We start from the raw sequence: 18,002 nt of genomic DNA, 5'->3' as shown, positions 1-18,002 counted from the left end.
TGAAACTTTAGGCAAAATAAAAAGGTAGTCCGAAAGTACATGTGAAACCCCTTTGTTTATTTTGTTTTTAAATTACATTAATTTCCAAGTCGGCCGAGTACAACGTCACCTAAAGTTTTAGCGCTGATCAGAAGAGAATATTCATGCACATCAAATTTAGGGTGATGGTTAGGGTATGGATTTTCTACGCCTTCCGGTTTTGAACCTACGTGTATGAAAGTACCAGGTGTTCTTTGTGTATAGTATGCAAAGTCTTCAGAGCCGCTTGAAGGTCTGGGATGTTTAATTTCAGTAATGTATGAACCGACACTTTCTGAAAGAATATCTTCAACATACTGAGTTTCATCTGGATGGTTATACGCAACTGGATAATCGTAAACATAATCAAGGTCACATTTAACATCGAATGAACTTTCAATACCTTCAGAAATTTTCTTCATTGCTTCGTAAGCAGGTACTTTATTGTTTTCGTCAAGATAACGAACTGTACCGCGTAACGTCACTTTATCCTGAATAACATTGTAGCCGCCCGGTGCATCAAACGCAGTGACCGAAACAACCACCGAATCCATCGGATCCATACGGCGTGATACAATCGTTTGTACTTCTGCGACAAAATACGCACCAGCAACAAGTGCGTCACGTGTCGTCTGAGGCATTGCACCATGTCCCCCTGAACCTTGTATAGTTAAATCAAAGTTAGAACGGCCAGCCATAGAATTTCCGGATATTAAACCAACTTCGCCAACATCGAGCATTGGGAAAATATGAATTCCGTAAACTTCGTCCAGGTCGTCCAGCATTCCAGATTCAACGATACTCTTAGCACCGCCCGGCGGTACTTCTTCAGCGTGCTGGTGGATAAGTTTAATCGTGCCGTTCCATTCATCTTTCAGTTCAATCAGTGCTTCGCCCAGGTGCAGCAGGTAGGCGGTATGTACATCGTGTCCGCACGCATGCATAACACCATCATTTTTAGATTTGAAAGGGACGTCAGCTTCTTCATGAATCGGCAGTGCATCAAAGTCTGCACGGAGACCAATTGTTTTCCCGGGAGCCTTGCCGTTAATTTCAACGATAATCCCAAAACCGTTTCCAACATTTGCCGTGACTTTAACATCTTTGTCCTGATAAAAATCTTCGATAAACTTCGCTGTGTTTTCTTCTTTAAATGAAAGTTCCGGGTTGGCATGCAAATGCCTTCTCGTCTCAATCATCTGCTGTTCTTTTGCTTCCAGTTTACTAAAAAGTTTTTCTTTTAAACTCAATTTAAATCCCCCTTTTTATATATTAGGCAATTTTAGCATTATTAAAATGAACTGACAAATTATTTAATAAATTCTGAAATTTAACTTTAAAATAGTATATGTGACAGAAATATGTATATTTTCGTTTATATCAGAAAACTTTAGGGAAAGTGAAGTTATATAATATGAGTTATTTTACTAATTCTAAGGAGAGGATTTTTATCAGATATCTATTGCTGTTATTTGCAGGCTTTTTATTTCTGGCAGGATGCGGATCCAATGATACAGAGGAACCAGCAGAAGAAAATACAGAATCGACTGAAGGTACTGAAGAAGATGCTTCAGATGAATCTGTAGAAGACAAAGAAGGTACAGGATCTGAGACCGACCCTGAAACGGATACAGAGGGTACGGAGTCAGAAGGGGATACATCGGAAGAAGAGTCTACTGAAGAAACAGAAGATACAACAGGAGAAGACAGAGGTACAGAGGATTCAGACAGAGATGATGAAGCGGAAGATGAAGAAACAGAATCTGAGAATGAAGATGGCACAGAAGAAGATGATTCATCAGACAGTTCATCGTCTATAACCGATTCTGCTTCCGCTGACAGCGCTGAATCAGCATCAAGAGATATTAATTTTGAGGTTACTGAAGAACCGCTGACAGGACTTGACGGTACTGAAATGACCTCAATGTTTGAAATGAACTCGGGACTTGGAGAACAGCTGAGTAACGCTGAAGAATCAGATGCAGCTCTAGAGGAAGTTCTAATGCCTAAAGAGGACGTATCAACTTATTATGCTGAAACTTTTATGGTCATTCACGTATTTACCGGAGATTCTGAACAGCCGGCTGACAGTGATATGGCGGGACTGACTGCTGAAATTGATGAAAGCGACGCGTTTGAAGTGTTCTCCGGAATGTTCGACCCGGCCGAAAGTGCAGTTGTTCCGTATGCTTATGCGAATACCGACTCACTGTTTGTCTATGAAAACGGTATGTGGAATGACTATACAGGACAGGCTGATGCAGAAGAAATTTATTATGGTTCATATTCAAATCTGTACGATGCTTTTATGGAAAGTGCTGATGTAGTTAATGTGTCGGAAGATGATGAAAATTATTATCTTCATAATATAGGATCAGAAGACGTCCTGCATGATACATTTGGTACACTGTTCAGCGTTGAATTTACTAATGCTGACCTCGCAGAGCAGCAAAACGGCGTAATTGGCGTTGTCGATAAAGAAACTAATGAGTTATCACAGGTAGCCTATGTATCAACGGCACCTGGAGTAGTTGAGGGTGAGAGACTGCACATAGAAGTATCATCGAACCTGGATAATTACGGTGAATATGATGACAGCGGAATCACAGTGCCTGAAGGTATATATGAATGATATCTCAACTTGTAATTTTATAAAACGAGAAACAGATGATATAGTTTAAGGATTCAAAAATTCGCTTATCATGTTAAACACCGACCCCGTAATCTATGCTAGTAGATTACGGGGTTTTTTTGTTTTTTAAACTATCCGCAATTATACAAAATATCCTTTTTATCTTGCAGTTTTCCACTAATGTACTAGTTTCAATTCAATCTTTTTGAAATTGATCAGATTTACATACAAATTTTAAATTTATGCGATTTTACAACAATTTACTCACAGCTTATATTGTGATTATCACGAGCTGGAGGTTAAATATGTCTCTTATCATAGTAATAGGCGGACTGCTGGCATCATTCCTTTATGCATTGACTCAGACAGACAATATTTCTTTTTTAACAAGAAGAAGCCGTTGTGATTCGTGTTCAAATAATTTAAAAGTCACAGACTTAATTCCAGTAATCGGCTATTTAAAAAATTGCGGACGCTGCAGTCATTGCCGTACGTCCATTTCAATCAATTATCTGCTGGTTGAAGTAGTAACGATTATGCTGTTTGTTCTGCCGCTTATCGTCCCTCTCGGTTACGACAATATGCTGCTGTACTATCTGCTCGTCAGTATACTCATTCCATTATCCATTTACGATTTTGAAACGCTGCTGATTCCAACGCATATGCTGATTTTACTTTTTGTCTGCGGTTTATATTTAACCGGGCTCGAGTATATGGATATCAGGCTGGATTTTCTGACAGTCGTTGTGCTCCATATTTTCTACGTACTTTTCAAAGATAAAATCGGTTACGGAGATATTCAGCTTTTTTCAGTTTTAACGATGATTACACCTTTTGATTTTTTTATCTTCACATTCCTGTTTACATATATTATCGGCGGTATTGCTGTTATCATTTTGGATCTATTCCAAACTTCCCGAATTACAAAAGTCCCATTAGTTCCATTTATCGCTGCGAGTTTAATAACGACATTTTATCTGTACGCTGATTTTATCGATATTTATTATGGAGGGTTTTAATGACTGGTGAACTGCTTATAAGAGAAATGCATGATTCCGATAAGCCCCGGGAGCGGTTAATGAATTACGGACCGGATAAATTAACGAATCAGGAACTGCTGGCAATATTAATCAACACGGGAAACCGGAATGAATCAAGTATCAGTCTGGCGAGTAAAATCTTAAGAGATTTACAGTCTATAAGAGAACTGCGAGATGTAACTTATGAAGAACTGACTGCAATTAACGGTATTGGTAAAGCGAAAGCAATTACGATACTCGCGTTTATAGAACTCGCTGTCAGAATGCATACGCATTCAAGAGAAGAGGATAAATACATCCGTTCTCCGAAAGACGTGACGGATATATTAATGGAGAAAGTCAGATATTATAATCAGGAGCATTTTATCGTGCTGTATTTAACGACAAAAAATATGGTAATAGAAGAGAAGACATTATTTATCGGATCGCTTAATACGAGTATTGTGCATCCTAGGGAAATTTTCAGAGAAGCTGTTAAAAGAAGTGCTGCCGCTTTCGTCTGCGTACATAACCATCCGAGCGGCGATCCGACGCCGTCCGAGGAAGATATTGAAGTGACAAAAAGGCTGCGTGAATGCGGTGAGTTAATCGGTGTTGATTTCTTAGACCATATCATTATTGGTGATGGTAAATACGTTTCATTGAAAGAAATGAATTATATATGATGGGGGTCAGTCTATGGGTTTAGATATGTATCTGCTTTTGGAAGATATTGAAACAGGAGAGATCATCGAGTACAGCTACTATAGAAAATTTAACGCGCTGCAGGGCTACTTTGAAGCGAATTACAACATTTCGAACCCCGGTAAAATACTGCTAAAGGAAGATATGATTTCAGATTTATATATAAGGCTGAATGAAATTCGTTACTCTCCGGAAAAAGCGAATCTGCTGCTGCCGTCATACCCGGGACCATTTTTTGGTACATATGAATATGACAGACTGTACCATTCGTATGTTAATCAGGCAGCAATCGATTTTTATCATGCGAAATTTCTAGATTACAGCAAATATAAATTATATTATGCGTCGGACTGGTGATGCATCGATTAAAGCATCTAATAAGAACCGCCGTGTAATTTATACGGTGGTTCTTATGTTTATTATTCATTATTATAAGAAAAATTATCATAAAATAATCAAATATATTGTATTAACCTATAGATGTCTGATATATTAATCGTATAAACAGTCCCTGTAGGGACTTATTAAGTCCCATTAAAATATGAGGTGGTTGAACTAATGTGGCAAAGTCTGATTGACATCCAGAAAAGTATTGTACCTGATATGTTATCTCACATGCTTAAACGCCTGAACATATTAAGCTGCATCAAAAATGAACAGCCGATTGGCAGAAGAACTTTGGCCAGGGAACTTGGGATGACTGAAAGAGTTTTACGCAGTGAAGTTGATAACCTTCTGGAATTGAATTTAATAAAAGTTGAATCGAAAGGGATTTCTATCTCTGACTTAGGCGGACAGACTTTAATTGATGTCGAACCATTTCTCACACTAATAGAAAATCGCGATGACCTGGCAGTACAGCTAAAAGAGAAATACTCCTTAAAAGATATATTTGTAGTCAGGGGAGATGCTGATCAGAACACATTGGTTAAAGAAGAATTAGCCAGATTAATGGCAGGTGAACTGACTGCGAATTTGTCCAATGGAACGATTGTTTCGGTCGCAGGAGGCTCAACTATGGCATTGGTCAGTAAATTTTTAAAGCCGAAGTACGATGACTTATTATTCATTCCTGCAAGAGGCGGCCTCGGAGAAGATGTCGCGTTACAGGCGAATTCGATAGTGAGCCGGCTTGCACAAGCGACAGCAGGGGAACACCGGATGCTATACGCTCCTGATAGTATCAGCAAGGCGTCGCTGGATCTGTTAAAAGAAGAACCGATGGTCAGAGAGATTATCAATTTAAATAATCGTTCATCGCTTGTTATTCACGGTATCGGAGACGCACTGCAGATGGCAGAGCGAAGAAACGTCACCTCTGAAGTGATATCGAAACTGGAAAAAGGCAAGGCAGTTGGTGAAGTTTTCGGATTTTACTTTGATGCTGACGGAAATGTCGTCCATAAGGTAGATACTATTGGACTGCAGCTGGAAGATCTTAGAGATAAAGTTTCTATTTTTGCCGTTGCAGGCGGAAATGGAAAAAAAGAAGCAGTTAAAGCGTATTTGAAATTAGCACCGCAAAATACAATTTTATTTATAGATGAAGTCATAGCAGAACACTTATTAGGATAAAACAAAGGAGGCCATTTTAATGGTTAGAGTAGCAATTAACGGATTTGGCAGAATTGGAAGACTAGCAGCAAGAGAAATTCAAAATTATGAGGATATGGAAGTAGTCGCAGTTAATGATTTAACAGATGATGACTTTTTAGCACACTTATTCAAATATGATTCAACTCAGGGACGTTTTGATGGAGATATCGAAGTACTCGAAAACAGTTTCAAAATAAACGGCCGTGAAGTAAAATCATTCACTGAAAAAGACCCTGCCAACTTACCTTGGGGAGAGCTTGATATAGATATCGTGCTTGAATGTACAGGATTCTTCACTGAAGAGCAGGATGCGAAAAAGCACCTTGACGCAGGGGCTAAAAAAGTATTAATCTCTGCACCTGGTAAAGGCGATATGAAGACAATCGTTTACGGCGTAAACGAAAATACACTTGATGGTTCTGAGAAAATAGTTTCGGCAGCTTCTTGTACTACAAACTGCCTGGCTCCGGTCGTTAAAGTATTAAATGATGAATTTGGAATTAAACAAGGTTTAATGACAACGATCCACGCTTATACGGGCGATCAGAACACATTGGATGCGCCGCATGCAAAAGGCGACTACCGCCGTGCACGTGCAGCAGCAGAAAACATCGTGCCAAATTCTACAGGTGCTGCAAAAGCAATTGGTCTTGTACTGCCTGAACTTAAAGGTAAACTTGACGGCGGAGCCCAGAGAGTACCGGTAGCAACCGGCTCATTAACTGAAGTCACTGTAACTCTTGATAAAAATGTTTCAGTTGAAGATGTAAATAATGCGATGAAGAATGCAGCAAACCCGTCATTCGGCTATAACGAAGATGAAATTGTATCGACTGATATCATCGGCATCAAAGAAGGTTCACTATTTGATGCGACTCAGACACGTGTACTTGAAGTAGACGGCAACCAGCTTGTAAGAGCTGTTGCGTGGTATGATAATGAAATGTCTTATACTGCTCAGCTTGTCCGTACTTTAAACCATTTGGTAACACAATAATAAACTTAGACTGACGGGTGGATATTCCACCCGTTTTTTATATAGAAGCAATTGTTTTTGACTTGTATATAAACGGAATGAATTGAAGTGCTCTCATTAATAAACACCTCTGCTGTTATTTCAGCGAGGTGTTTATTAAATCAGCTGTCTTTAAATTTTTTGTTCACTTCACTGATAAATATTACTGTAGGAGCGACAATACCGAGGAAACTTTCAAATAATGAAATATACCGTATGGGGCCAATTGGATTTAAGTCACCATATCCGATAGAAAGTAAGGTGGATCCGCTGTAGTAAATCATTTCAGCTAGATTGTGATCTTTCATTATTGTTCCCTGGTTACTGTCTATCAGTATCGGTGTTGAAAAAGACATAACATAATATATTAAGGCAAAGATTATTGTGAGAGAAATCATTACTGTAAAAATATAGAGGTAAAGCGGCCATTACATAGTAAAGTTATGTGTACCGGCCATTTCTCCTTTTTTCTTAGCGAACATACCGATTTGAAATAGGAAAAATAATATAAACAAAGTCAAAATTGCTTGGGACATATACTCACTCCTAAATGTCTGCCTACAGTAACACCTCTCGATGTATATTGATTTATAAATTCCCTGTTTCACAGCCGATAAAACCCTCATTTACATAGAAAACCTGAGAAAATTGCAGTCTGTTCTCGTAAGAGATATATCTGTATACTAATAGTAGAAAGCGATTCATACTATATATTTTGGCGGAGGTATTTATATGCAGCATGTGAAATTAAATAATGGTCTTGAAATGCCAATTGAAGGTTATGGTGTATTCCAGGTTAAACCTGATGAAACAGAGCGCTGTGTGCTGGATGCACTCGAAACGGGTTACCGCAGTCTCGATACTGCAGCAACTTACGGCAATGAAGAAGGGGTCGGCAACGCACTTAAAAAAAGCGGTATACCTCGTGAAGAAATTTTCCTGACGAGTAAACTGTGGGTTGCAGATCAGGGATATGAAAAAGCTAAGAAAGCATTTGAGAAGACATTAAATAAACTTGGTACAGATTATCTTGATCTGTATTTAATTCATCAGCCGCTCGGAGACTATTACGGTTCATGGCGTGCACTGGAAGAACTTTACAAAGATGGCAAAATTAAAGCGATTGGTTTATCGAACTTTGATTCAACACGTCTGGTAGATTTAATAGTCAATAATGAAATCGTGCCGGCTGTTAATCAGATTGAACTTCACCCTTTTCTCCAGCAGAAAGAAGCTCAGAAAGTGATGAAGGAGTACGGTGTTAAAGTCGAATCATGGGGTCCGCTTGCTGAAGCTAAACACGGTATTCTTGACGATGAAATGCTGAATGAAATAGCGGCTAAGCATGATAAATCAGTTGCGCAGGTTATTTTAAGATGGCATCTGGAACAGGGGATAATTATTATTCCGAAATCCGTCCGTAAAGAACGTATGGCAGAAAACCTAGATGTTCATGATTTTTCACTTGATGAATCTGATATGGAAAAAATTGCAGAGCTTGATGGACGATATGCGCGTATTGTGGACTACGATATTATGGATATCGTTACAGGAATGAACGCTTCGAAGACACCTGAGTAATATATTAAGACTCCGTTTTGAATTTATCAGAATGGAGTCTTTTACTGTTGATTTGAATATTTTTAAATTATGTTTACAGTAACAGAATTTTTAAAGGGGGATTTAAATGCTTAATTTAAAAACTGAAATGTGTTCTATCTTAAATATAGAATATCCCATTATCCAGGCTGGAATGGCAGGGGGAGCAACGACGGCGGAGCTGATTGCTAACGTGAGCAATGCAGGGGGCCTTGGCACGTTAGGTGCTGCTTATATGAAACCAGAAGATATTAAGCGAGCTGTTCATGAAATTCGAAAACTCACAGCGAAGCCGTTTTCAGTGAATTTATTCTGTGTTGAAAACTCTGATGAGCCAAGTAATGATGAGAAGGAAGCGGTAAAAAATGAACTGTATAGAATTGGCAGAGATTTAGGTGTCAGGGAATCAGATATTCAGTTTAATGCAGCTGACTATTTTGATGAACAGTTTCAAGTATTAATTGATGAGAAAGTACCAGTAATCAGTACAGCATTTGGACTGCTTTCTGAGGCTAAAGCGAATCAGGCAAAAGAGAACGGTATGATAATTACATCAATGATCACAACAGTTGAAGAAGCAGTCCTTGCCGAGAGAAGCGGTGCGGATATTATTATTGCCCAGGGCTCAGATGCCGGCGGACACAGAAGTACTTTTGATTTAAGTCATCATAAAAACGGAGCGGATATCGGCACCTTTTCTTTAGTACCGCAAGTTGCAGATCATGTGAATATTCCAGTAGTTGCGGCCGGCGGAGTGAATGACGGCAGAAGTCTCATTGCTGCACTCGCACTCGGTGCAGACGGAGTGCAGATCGGCACCCGGTTTTTATCGAGTGAAGAAGCGGGCATTCATAAAGCTTATAAGCAAAAACTTTTTACCAGTAAAGAAGACGATACAGTCATCACCAAAGTATTTTCAGGAAGGCCGGCCCGCGGCATACTCAATAAATTTATAGAAGAATTCAGTGAAGAACCGTTAGCGTATCCGTATCAGAATTCAGCAACTAAAAGTATCAGAGGTGCTGCCGCGAAAAATAATAATGCTGAATATATGTCGCTGTGGGCAGGGCAGAACCTGCGTCTTGTTGTGAAAGAACAGCCGGCTGCTGAAATTGTGGAAGAAATTATTGAAAGTGCGCGCAATTTACTTGGATAAATAACTTGTTATATCGACATCGTCAACCAAATTCCATTTCCAACTAAAAAATCAGGTGCAAATAAAATTTGCACCTGATTTAATAATATTTAAATGAATCCAATCAGCATACCGCCGAGTGCACCGGTTACAACAATGACCCACGGGGGTAGTTTGAAGTAGACCAGCATCACAAACAGTATTGCTGCAAGTGCGAAGTGAACCGGCTCCAGTATTGAGCTTGTCCAAATCGGTGTGTATAATGCTGAAATTAATATGCCGATGACTGCAGCATTAACGCCCATGACTGCGCCTTTAACTTTATCGTTATTACGGAGCATATCCCAAAATGGCAGTGCGCCCAGGATTAACAGGAATGCCGGCAGGAATATCGCGGCAGTTGCGATCAGTCCGCCGACCCAGCCGTTCATCACTGTTCCTAAGTATGCTGCAAATGTGAATAACGGGCCAGGCACAGCCTGCGTTGCACCGTATCCTGCAAGGAATTCTTCTGCAGAAATCCATCCCATCGGAACCAGTTCCTGTTCGAGAAGCGGAAGTACAACGTGTCCGCCGCCGAATACGAGTGAGCCGGCTCTGTAGAAACTGTCTACTACCGCAACCCAGTATGAGCCTGTTAATTCACGGAGGGCGGGTAATGCAAATAGCAGTACGAAAAATATCACTAAACAGACAGCGGAAAAACTTTTCTTAATCGGGAAAGTCGCTGCTTTTTTATTATCATCTGCATCATGATTTTTATAAAGAATAAAACCGATGACCCCTGCAATCAGAATGACGCCGACCTGTGTAAACACCGATTGAAAGAGCAAGGTTGCGACGAGTGCAAACAAGGCAATTACTTTTCGTTTGACGTCAGGTGCCAGATTTTTACTCATTCCCATAATTGCATGGGCAACGATAACCACGGCAACGATTTTCAAACCGTGTATCCAACCCGCATCTGCGATATCAAATGTTGTTAATAGAGATGCGAAAATCATTAACACAATAACGGACGGCAGTGTAAAACCGATGAATGATGTAAGACCGCCGAGTACGCCGCCGCGCATTACACCAACACCGATACCTACCTGGCTGGACGCAGGCCCCGGTAGGAATTGTGAAAGTGCGACTAAATCTGCGTAACTTTTCTCATCCATCCATTTCTTTCTGCGTACATACTCAGTATGGAAATAACCAAGATGTGCAGTCGGACCTCCAAATGATGTCAGCCCGAGTCTCGTAGATACTAATAGTATTTCTAAAAGAATTCTGAGTTTATTCATTAATTTCTCCTGTATATGTAATTTATTAAAACTTACCATGGATACGACTGTTTTTAAACTCCTACTAAGACATTTACAAGATTTTAACATACTTTTTATTGACTGATTCTTAAATTTATATCGACAGTCATATGATATAATTACTTTTCAATATAGTAATTCATCAGAGTGTTTCATATAATGACAGATCAGCAGATTTTAACTATAGTTTTCGGTTCTATAGGGCTCTTTTTAATTTTAATTTCACTGGTGATTTATACTTTCGGTGTGGCAGTGAAGAAAGAAAAATATGACAGCCCACGGCTCGATCAATAACGGCTACCCGTTCGGTTACGAGCTCGAGGTTCTGTACGATCCTGATAAACCTAAACGCTGTTTAATCGGCGGCACGAAAATGCAGACGATTGCAGCATTTATACCGGGTTTTATCGGTATGGTGTTTTTCGCAATCGGTGTAGTAATATTTCTATTTTAATATAAGTTCAGGCAGGGGATTTAAATGAAGAAAAGAGAAAAAAACGCAGCGGCAGCACAGAATATAAGCGGCAAATTAAGATGTCCGCTTTGTTACGGTGCTGTTGAGGTCAGAGCACTTAGCAGTTTAGTCTGCATTAATAATCACACTTTTGATTTCGCAAAACAGGGCTATGTGAATCTGCTTCAGAAACTTGTAAATACGCAGTATGATGATGCATTATTTGATGCACGTCAGAGAATTATCATCGAAGTAGAACTGTATGCGCCGATACATAATAGAATTTCTGACATCATAACAAACCAATCGGCAGAAAACTCACTGCTGTTTGATGCAGGGTCTGGTGAAGGCTCTCATTTAAAGATGATTCAGCATAAGGTAAACACAGAAACGCTGACAGGCGTCGGTCTTGATATATCAAAAGCAGGTGTCATGATGGCTGCGAAAAACTATGAGGGGCCGGTATGGTTTGTCGGAGATCTTGCAAATCCGCCGCTTGCTGACAAATCATGCAAGTTTATATTAAACTTTTTATCCCCTGCCAATTACGCTGAATTTAAACGAATTTTAACTGAAGACGGCATGATTATAAAAGTGATTCCGGGAAGCGGATATTTAAAGGAATTGCGTAATGAACTGTTCAATAATACCGGTGAAAGTGAATATGAAAATAACGATACACTTGAATTGATGAAGAGAAATGTTAAAGTAGTAAGTGAAGAACGTATTACTTATAAGAAAACTCTCAATGCTTCAGCATTGAAGGATTTAATTTCCATGACGCCGCTTGGCTGGCATGCAGATGCAGCACAGATTGAAACATTTGTAGGTAGCGGAAGCAAAGAAATTACAGTAGATATGCATATCATTATTGCACAGGCAGGATAGAACTCCTGAAATATTTTTAAGATAATTTCAATTAACATCTTGCTATTTAGAACGTGTTAGGCAATAATTACACTAAAGAAAACAAATGTTCATGAAATATTACCCTGTTTATTACAAACAGGTTACAAAGCAAAAGAATTAGGCTAATAACCTTGAAATATGCTGAACATTAAAATATAATGAAAATACATTAAGAAATACATAACAGAACGCACAAACATAAGTTAAAGCTATACTCTTCATATCATTAACTAGTCGTTCTTCGATAGTGCCTTTGGCCTAGATATCATATTATATTATTTATCTGTTAGGGAGACTTTAGATCTCCCTTTTTTTGTTGCCTTTTTTAAGGCGCTTAAAACATTAAGAAGGTGAACATATTATGAACAATAGTGAATTACATAACTGGGCCGATAAATTTCTCAGGGACAATTTCGGTCTCGAGCTCGATATTCCAATCAGAGTGTCGAAAAGAATGAAGTCTAAGCTCGGTGCATTTCAGATTAAATTGCAGAACAGAAAAGTAGTCTCGAAAGAAATTGTAATGTCACACAGCTTTCTTATTAACAACTCCAAGGAAACTATTCTAGATGTGCTTTATCATGAATGCGTTCATTACGCACTTTACACATTAAAGAAACCTTACAGGGATTCAGACCGGGAATTTACCGAAACACTTGAGCGTCTCGGCATTGCCAAAACAAGAACTTATAAATATAAAGGACAAGCTTATTTATATGAGTGCAAAAAGTGCAGCTATCAATTTACTAAAAGAGTTAAGGGCTATAACAAACGTTATATTTGCAAGCATTGCCGTGGAAAGTTTATCTATAAAGGCATGGTAGAATCACGCTGATAACAAATTATTAAAAATTGTTTGACTATTTATTCAAGTTACTTTAGTATGAAATACAATTAAATATGAAATTATCCAGAGAGACGGAGGGATCAGGCCCTGTGAAGTCTCAGCAGCAGGCTTTTTAAGTACTGTGCTAATTCCTGCAGGCAGCGGCTTGGAAGATAATCACAAAACGCCATTTGTCTATATAGATAAATGGCTTTTTTTAATATACATAGGAGGGAATTCATGAGCATTCAGCTGAATAACGTTTCAAAAACGTATCATTTAAAAGGAAGAAATATTGAAGCATTAAAACCGACATCATTAAAAGTTGAAACCGGTGAAATTTTTGGGCTGATCGGCTATTCCGGCGCTGGGAAAAGTACCCTGGTAAGATTGATTAATTTGCTTGAAAAACCTTCGACGGGCACAGTTATTGTTGGTGAAGACAATCTGACTGAATTATCATCTAAGGATTTAAGAATAAGACGTCAGAAAATCGGCATGATTTTCCAGCAGTTTAACTTAATTGAATCAAAGACAGTCTATGAAAATATTGAATTTGTACTTAAAGCGAGCAGATACAATAAAAAAGATGTGCCGGCAAGAATTGAAGAGCTTTTAAAGCTCGTCGGTTTAAACGATAAATCCGGTATCAATGCAGCAAACTTAAGCGGCGGACAGAAACAGCGTGTCGGTATTGCAAGGGCACTTGCCAATAACCCGGATATTCTCTTATGTGACGAAGCAACGAGTGCACTTGATCCGGATACGACTAAAAGTATTTTAAATCTCTTAAAGAGTATTAACAGAACGCTCGGTATTACGATGGTTATCATTACTCATGAAATGGAAGTTATTAAAGAAATTGCCGACCGTGTAGGTGTAATGTCCGCCGGTGAAATTATTGAAAGCGGCGAAACATACAATGTATTCAGTCATCCTAAAGAGAAAATTACAAAAGATTTCGTGCAGGAAATATATAATTTTGAAGTGCCGGAACAAATTAAAGAAACACCTGAAAATCAAGTGATTACAATTCAGTTTTTGAGCGAGAATGCTGAAGAAAACTATTTAAATCAGCTCTACAGAGACTTCGATTTAAGTATTAGTATTTTAAACGGCAGAATCGAATATATTAAAGAAAAGCCGCTTGGATTTTTAATGTTTCAGGTCTCAGGAAAAGTTGAAGAAATCGAGCGTCTTAAAACACATATCGATAATACTCATGGAATAGAAAGGGTGGGTTATATTGGATAATTTCAGTCAGCTTTGGCCATTATTGTACCGTGCACTTTTAGAAACGGCACTGATGGTCTCAATTTCAATATTCTTTGCAGTACTGATCGGACTGCCGCTCGGTATTCTGCTCTATATTACACAGCATCCGCTACTTTTTAAAATTAAACCGTTAAATGCGACACTGGGATGGCTCGTAAATATAATCAGGTCTTTCCCTTTTATAATTTTAATCGTGGCAATTATGCCGTTTGCAACATGGCTTGTTAATGCTTCACATGGTCCCGTTTTTGCCAGTGTTGCATTATCTATAGCTGCTGTGCCGCTTTTTGCACGTCTTGTTGAATCCAGCTTTAACAGTGTGGGTGACGGTGTTATTGAAGCGAGTATCTCAGGCGGCGCACCGCTTTATTTAATCGTGACAGACGTTCTTCTGCCGGAAGCTAAGAAGAGTATCACTCAGGCAATTACACTGACGATTATTTCGATTATTGCATTCAGTGCAACAGCAGGTGTTGTCGGCGGCGGCGGGGTCGGTGACCTTGCTATCAGATACGGCTATTACCGCTACGACACATTGACGATGATTGTGACAGTGATTGTGCTTGTTATTATTGTACAAATCGTCCAGTGGGCCGGAGACTTTATTTCTAACAGAGCGGAGGAAAGATAAATGCGCGGAATTATAATATTTTTAATCGGTACATTAGTCGTTATAGCAAGTACCAGTATTCTTTTATATGAAGATGAAGGAGAAGTCATTACGATCGGGGCTTCAAGCGGGCCTTTTGCCGACATGGCATCGTTCGCATTAAAGCCGGTGCTGGAAGAGCAGGGTTATTCTGTTGAAATAGTTGAATACAGCGACTACATTCAGCCGAATAATGCACTCGCCAACGGAGACTTAGATGCTAACCTCTTTCAGAATGTGCTCTTTATGGAAAGTTTTAATGAAGAAAACGATGCAGATTTAAAAAATATCATCCAGGTGCCGACAGCGCCGATGGGCCTGTACAGCAGTGAATTCAGTTCACTGGAAGATATTACGTCAGGCAGTGAAGTTGCCCTTCCTTTAGACCCTGTTAACTCCAGCCGCGGATTTTTAACTCTGCAGGATGCGGGATTGATCACAATTAGTGAAGATGCAGATATGTTTGCTATCGATGAAGCGGACATTATTAATAATAAGAAAAATCTTGAGTTTATTTATCAGGATGCCGGTCAGCTCCCGAGAAGCGTTGAACAGATTGGGTTATCACTTGTGCCGGGTAACTTTGCACTTGCCAGTGAAATGAACCTGGACGATGCATTAACTTTAGAAAATATGAATGAAAACTTTAGAAACCAGATTGTAATTAACGGTGACGATGCAGGCACTAAAATAGAAGATGATTTAATTAAAGCAGTGGAGTCAGAAGCGTTTAATGAAGTGATCGATGCTGACTTTAAAGGATTCGATAAACCAGAGGAGGATGAGTAAATGGCGAGCGAACGATTAAACTCATTAAGCCCGAGCTACTTCAGCAGTATGATGAATGCTGAGCTGGAAGTCGGGGACAAACCGCTGTTAAACCTCGCCGTCGGTATTCCCGACGGCAGAACGCCGAAAGTCATTACTGATGCAGTAAAGACAGCAATCGATAAAGAAGAAAATCAAAAGTACGGTGCCTTCCGCGGTAAACCTGAATTAAAAGACAGCATTAAAAGATTTTACAAAAGAACTTATGATGTGGATCTGAAGGACGAAAATATTGCGATACTGTTCGGGACGAAAAATGCGCTGGTGAACTTTCCTCTGGCACACGTCAATCCGGGCGCCGGTATTATGCTGCCGAATCCGGGCTACGCAGATTATATTACCGCAGTGGAACTTGCACAGGCGAAACTGATTGATATGCCGCTGCTTAAAGAAAACAGCTACCTGCCGGATTTTGATTCACTGGAAACCGAACTTAGAGAAACGGAGCTTATCTATTTAAATTATCCGTCTAATCCTGTCGGTGCCGCTGCAGACAAATCATTCTTTGATGATGTGATACAAAGATTCAAAGGAAGTAAAACACAGGTTGTCCACGACTTTGCCTATTCAGCGTTCGGCTTTAACGGGCCTCATCCAAGCATATTGACGAGCGATCCTGATTTTGAAGTATCCATGGAAATATATTCGCTGTCTAAAGGATTTAATATGTCGGGTTACAGAATCGGTTTTGCAGCAGGGAACACAGAGATGATTGAAAGCATTAACAGGTTTCAGGATCATACGAATGCTGGTGTCTTCGGTGTCACACAGGATGCAGCAATCGCAGCTCTTGACAATGCTGATACGTTAATTCCTGCACAGAACGAAATATTCAAAAAGCGCAAAGACTTTATCAATGAAGCGCTGCTGGATTTAAATATTCCGCTAGAACCGATACAGGGCGGCATATTCGGCTGGATAAAAGTGCCGCCGGGTTTTAACGGTGAGAGCTTCGTCACCTACCTGCTGAAAGAACAGTCCATTCTCGCTACGCCAGGAAAACCTTTCGGCAGCCTGTCAGAGGATTATATACGTATATCTCTTGCGGTCCGGGACGAAGATTTAAAAACATTCGTACAAAGACTAGGAGAGATTAAAGATCTCTATCAAGATTAGTTTATTGTCTGACATCAAATGTGGTATTATTTACCCAGATATTAATTTTTGGGGGCGGCATGAGAGTGACTAAGTTTTTTAATCGAAACCGCATGTTGATTGTGCTGTTTGGCATAGTAGTATTAATTGCATTAATCGGATTTTCATTGTCGGACAGAGATTCCACAACGAAAGCGGAACAATTTACCGGTGATACGGTCGCTGTGACTCAAAAGGTTGTCGATGCACCGTTCAGTTTTATAGGAAACATATTTTCCAGTATTACAGGAAGTTTCAGTGCGCTTGAAGAAAACGAAGCGCTGAAAGAACAGCTGGATATGCTGCCGCAGCTGCAGGCTGATAATGAGCGTCTTGCAGCTGAAAACGAGAAGCTGCGTGAATCTCTTGAAGTGAGCTCCAGTATGGCTTACGAAACAGTCAACGCTCGCGTGATTTCACGTGCACCAGACCAGTGGCTCGAATCCTTTACGATAGATAAAGGAGAAAAGGACGGCGTTGAAGAAGGCATGGCGGTATCGACATCGGAAGGATTAATCGGTATTGTCACGAGAGTTAACGGCAATTCGAGTTTTATCGAGATGATTTCAACGAATGCATCACAGAACAATATGTCGGTTGAAGTGAGACATAACGATGAAGCGGTCTACGGTAATATCCGCAATTTTGATACTGAAAAAGATGTGCTTGTCGTTGAAAATATTAAAAGTCAGGTAAAACTTGAAGAAGGCGATGAAGTATATACTTCTGGTCTAACTGGTGCTTTCCCTGAAGGCATAGTTATCGGCAAAGTAGTAGAAGTAGAAAATGATGAATACGGACTGAGTCAAAATGCATACGTGCAAATGAACAGTGACTTAAATGATGTGGATAATGTGTTTGTCTTAAAACGCGATCCTGATTCATTGGAGGACTGATA

The 18,002-nt window shown here is 39.6% G+C and carries 20 protein-coding genes and 1 riboswitch; of the genes, 17 read left to right on the top strand and 3 right to left on the bottom strand.

Annotated elements, in window-relative coordinates; all coding sequences use genetic code 11:
- Positions 1–77 precede the first annotated feature (77 nt).
- The gene (locus tag H625_RS0101300) at positions 78–1,268 is read right to left on the bottom strand and encodes an amidohydrolase (protein ID WP_026858270.1); all 1,191 of its coding nucleotides are present in this window, start codon (positions 1,266–1,268) and stop codon (positions 78–80) included.
- Between the two features lie 212 nt (positions 1,269–1,480).
- Between H625_RS0101300 and H625_RS0101295 the strand changes: the two genes are divergently transcribed.
- The 6 genes from H625_RS0101295 to gap all read left to right on the top strand — a co-directional run bounded on the left by H625_RS0101295 (position 1,481) and on the right by gap (position 6,967).
- Complete coding sequence (locus tag H625_RS0101295; protein ID WP_026858269.1) at positions 1,481–2,650, top strand: hypothetical protein; 1,170 nt, start codon at positions 1,481–1,483, stop codon at positions 2,648–2,650.
- A gap of 305 nt (positions 2,651–2,955) precedes the next feature.
- Positions 2,956–3,669 (top strand): prepilin peptidase, encoded by a 714-nt coding sequence (locus H625_RS0101290; protein ID WP_026858268.1) that lies wholly within the window; start codon positions 2,956–2,958, stop codon positions 3,667–3,669.
- Positions 3,669–4,355, top strand: coding sequence for a RadC family protein (radC, locus tag H625_RS0101285; protein ID WP_084135654.1), 687 nt, complete (start codon positions 3,669–3,671; stop codon positions 4,353–4,355). Before H625_RS0101290 ends, radC begins: the two co-directional genes overlap by 1 nt.
- Positions 4,356–4,368: 13 nt before the next feature.
- Positions 4,369–4,731, top strand: a complete 363-nt coding sequence (locus tag H625_RS0101280) for a hypothetical protein (RefSeq protein ID WP_026858266.1) — start codon at positions 4,369–4,371, stop codon at positions 4,729–4,731.
- A gap of 201 nt (positions 4,732–4,932) precedes the next feature.
- Positions 4,933–5,949: a sugar-binding transcriptional regulator gene (locus H625_RS0101275; protein ID WP_026858265.1), complete on the top strand. Its 1,017-nt coding sequence runs from the start codon at positions 4,933–4,935 to the stop codon at positions 5,947–5,949.
- Positions 5,950–5,968: 19 nt separating this feature from the next.
- On the top strand, positions 5,969–6,967 hold the full coding sequence (gap, locus tag H625_RS0101270) for a type I glyceraldehyde-3-phosphate dehydrogenase (RefSeq protein WP_026858264.1): 999 nt from the start codon (positions 5,969–5,971) through the stop codon (positions 6,965–6,967).
- A 140-nt stretch (positions 6,968–7,107) separates the two neighbouring features.
- Here gap and H625_RS0101265 read toward each other — a convergent pair whose 3' ends face one another.
- Positions 7,108–7,383, bottom strand: a complete 276-nt coding sequence (locus H625_RS0101265; RefSeq protein ID WP_084135652.1) for an ion channel — start codon at positions 7,381–7,383, stop codon at positions 7,108–7,110.
- A gap of 334 nt (positions 7,384–7,717) precedes the next feature.
- Between H625_RS0101265 and H625_RS0101255 the strand changes: the two genes are divergently transcribed.
- On the top strand, positions 7,718–8,566 hold the full coding sequence (locus H625_RS0101255; RefSeq protein WP_026858262.1) for an aldo/keto reductase: 849 nt from the start codon (positions 7,718–7,720) through the stop codon (positions 8,564–8,566).
- 106 nt (positions 8,567–8,672) lie between these two features.
- Positions 8,673–9,740, top strand: a complete 1,068-nt coding sequence (locus tag H625_RS0101250; RefSeq protein WP_026858261.1) for an NAD(P)H-dependent flavin oxidoreductase — start codon at positions 8,673–8,675, stop codon at positions 9,738–9,740.
- Between the two features lie 89 nt (positions 9,741–9,829).
- On the opposite strand, the gene H625_RS0101245 is transcribed toward H625_RS0101250, so the two are convergent.
- The gene (locus H625_RS0101245; protein ID WP_026858260.1) at positions 9,830–11,008 is read right to left on the bottom strand and encodes a chromate transporter; all 1,179 of its coding nucleotides are present in this window, start codon (positions 11,006–11,008) and stop codon (positions 9,830–9,832) included.
- Positions 11,009–11,188: 180 nt separating this feature from the next.
- Here H625_RS0101245 and H625_RS13945 point away from each other — a divergent pair, with 180 nt between their 5' ends.
- From H625_RS13945 to mreC, 9 genes are all read left to right on the top strand, one after another.
- Positions 11,189–11,323 (top strand): hypothetical protein, encoded by a 135-nt coding sequence (locus H625_RS13945; protein ID WP_281170636.1) that lies wholly within the window; start codon positions 11,189–11,191, stop codon positions 11,321–11,323.
- Positions 11,298–11,483 (top strand): DUF3592 domain-containing protein, encoded by a 186-nt coding sequence (locus H625_RS0101240; RefSeq protein WP_026858259.1) that lies wholly within the window; start codon positions 11,298–11,300, stop codon positions 11,481–11,483. Before H625_RS13945 ends, H625_RS0101240 begins: the two co-directional genes overlap by 26 nt.
- Before the next feature lie 24 nt (positions 11,484–11,507).
- On the top strand, positions 11,508–12,371 hold the full coding sequence (locus tag H625_RS0101235) for a putative RNA methyltransferase (protein WP_026858258.1): 864 nt from the start codon (positions 11,508–11,510) through the stop codon (positions 12,369–12,371).
- Between the two features lie 382 nt (positions 12,372–12,753).
- Positions 12,754–13,227: a SprT family zinc-dependent metalloprotease gene (locus H625_RS0101230; protein WP_026858257.1), complete on the top strand. Its 474-nt coding sequence runs from the start codon at positions 12,754–12,756 to the stop codon at positions 13,225–13,227.
- A gap of 68 nt (positions 13,228–13,295) precedes the next feature.
- A riboswitch (SAM riboswitch) is annotated at positions 13,296–13,398 on the top strand.
- Positions 13,399–13,458: 60 nt separating this feature from the next.
- Positions 13,459–14,472: a methionine ABC transporter ATP-binding protein gene (locus tag H625_RS0101225; RefSeq protein ID WP_026858256.1), complete on the top strand. Its 1,014-nt coding sequence runs from the start codon at positions 13,459–13,461 to the stop codon at positions 14,470–14,472.
- Complete coding sequence (locus tag H625_RS0101220; RefSeq protein WP_026858255.1) at positions 14,465–15,124, top strand: methionine ABC transporter permease; 660 nt, start codon at positions 14,465–14,467, stop codon at positions 15,122–15,124. Before H625_RS0101225 ends, H625_RS0101220 begins: the two co-directional genes overlap by 8 nt.
- Positions 15,125–15,931 carry a MetQ/NlpA family ABC transporter substrate-binding protein gene (locus H625_RS0101215; protein WP_026858254.1) on the top strand — a complete coding sequence of 269 codons (807 nt, stop codon included), beginning with the start codon at positions 15,125–15,127 and terminating at the stop codon, positions 15,929–15,931. It begins immediately after the preceding gene.
- Complete coding sequence (locus H625_RS0101210; protein WP_026858253.1) at positions 15,932–17,086, top strand: aminotransferase class I/II-fold pyridoxal phosphate-dependent enzyme; 1,155 nt, start codon at positions 15,932–15,934, stop codon at positions 17,084–17,086.
- A gap of 65 nt (positions 17,087–17,151) precedes the next feature.
- Complete coding sequence (gene mreC, locus H625_RS0101205) at positions 17,152–18,000, top strand: rod shape-determining protein MreC (RefSeq protein ID WP_026858252.1); 849 nt, start codon at positions 17,152–17,154, stop codon at positions 17,998–18,000.
- Positions 18,001–18,002 lie beyond the last annotated feature (2 nt).

It is taken from the genome of Jeotgalicoccus psychrophilus DSM 19085, from assembly GCF_000425845.1.
GTDB classification, from domain to species: Bacteria; Bacillota; Bacilli; order Staphylococcales; family Salinicoccaceae; genus Jeotgalicoccus; species Jeotgalicoccus psychrophilus.
This window is presented reverse-complemented; position numbering and strand designations above follow the sequence as displayed.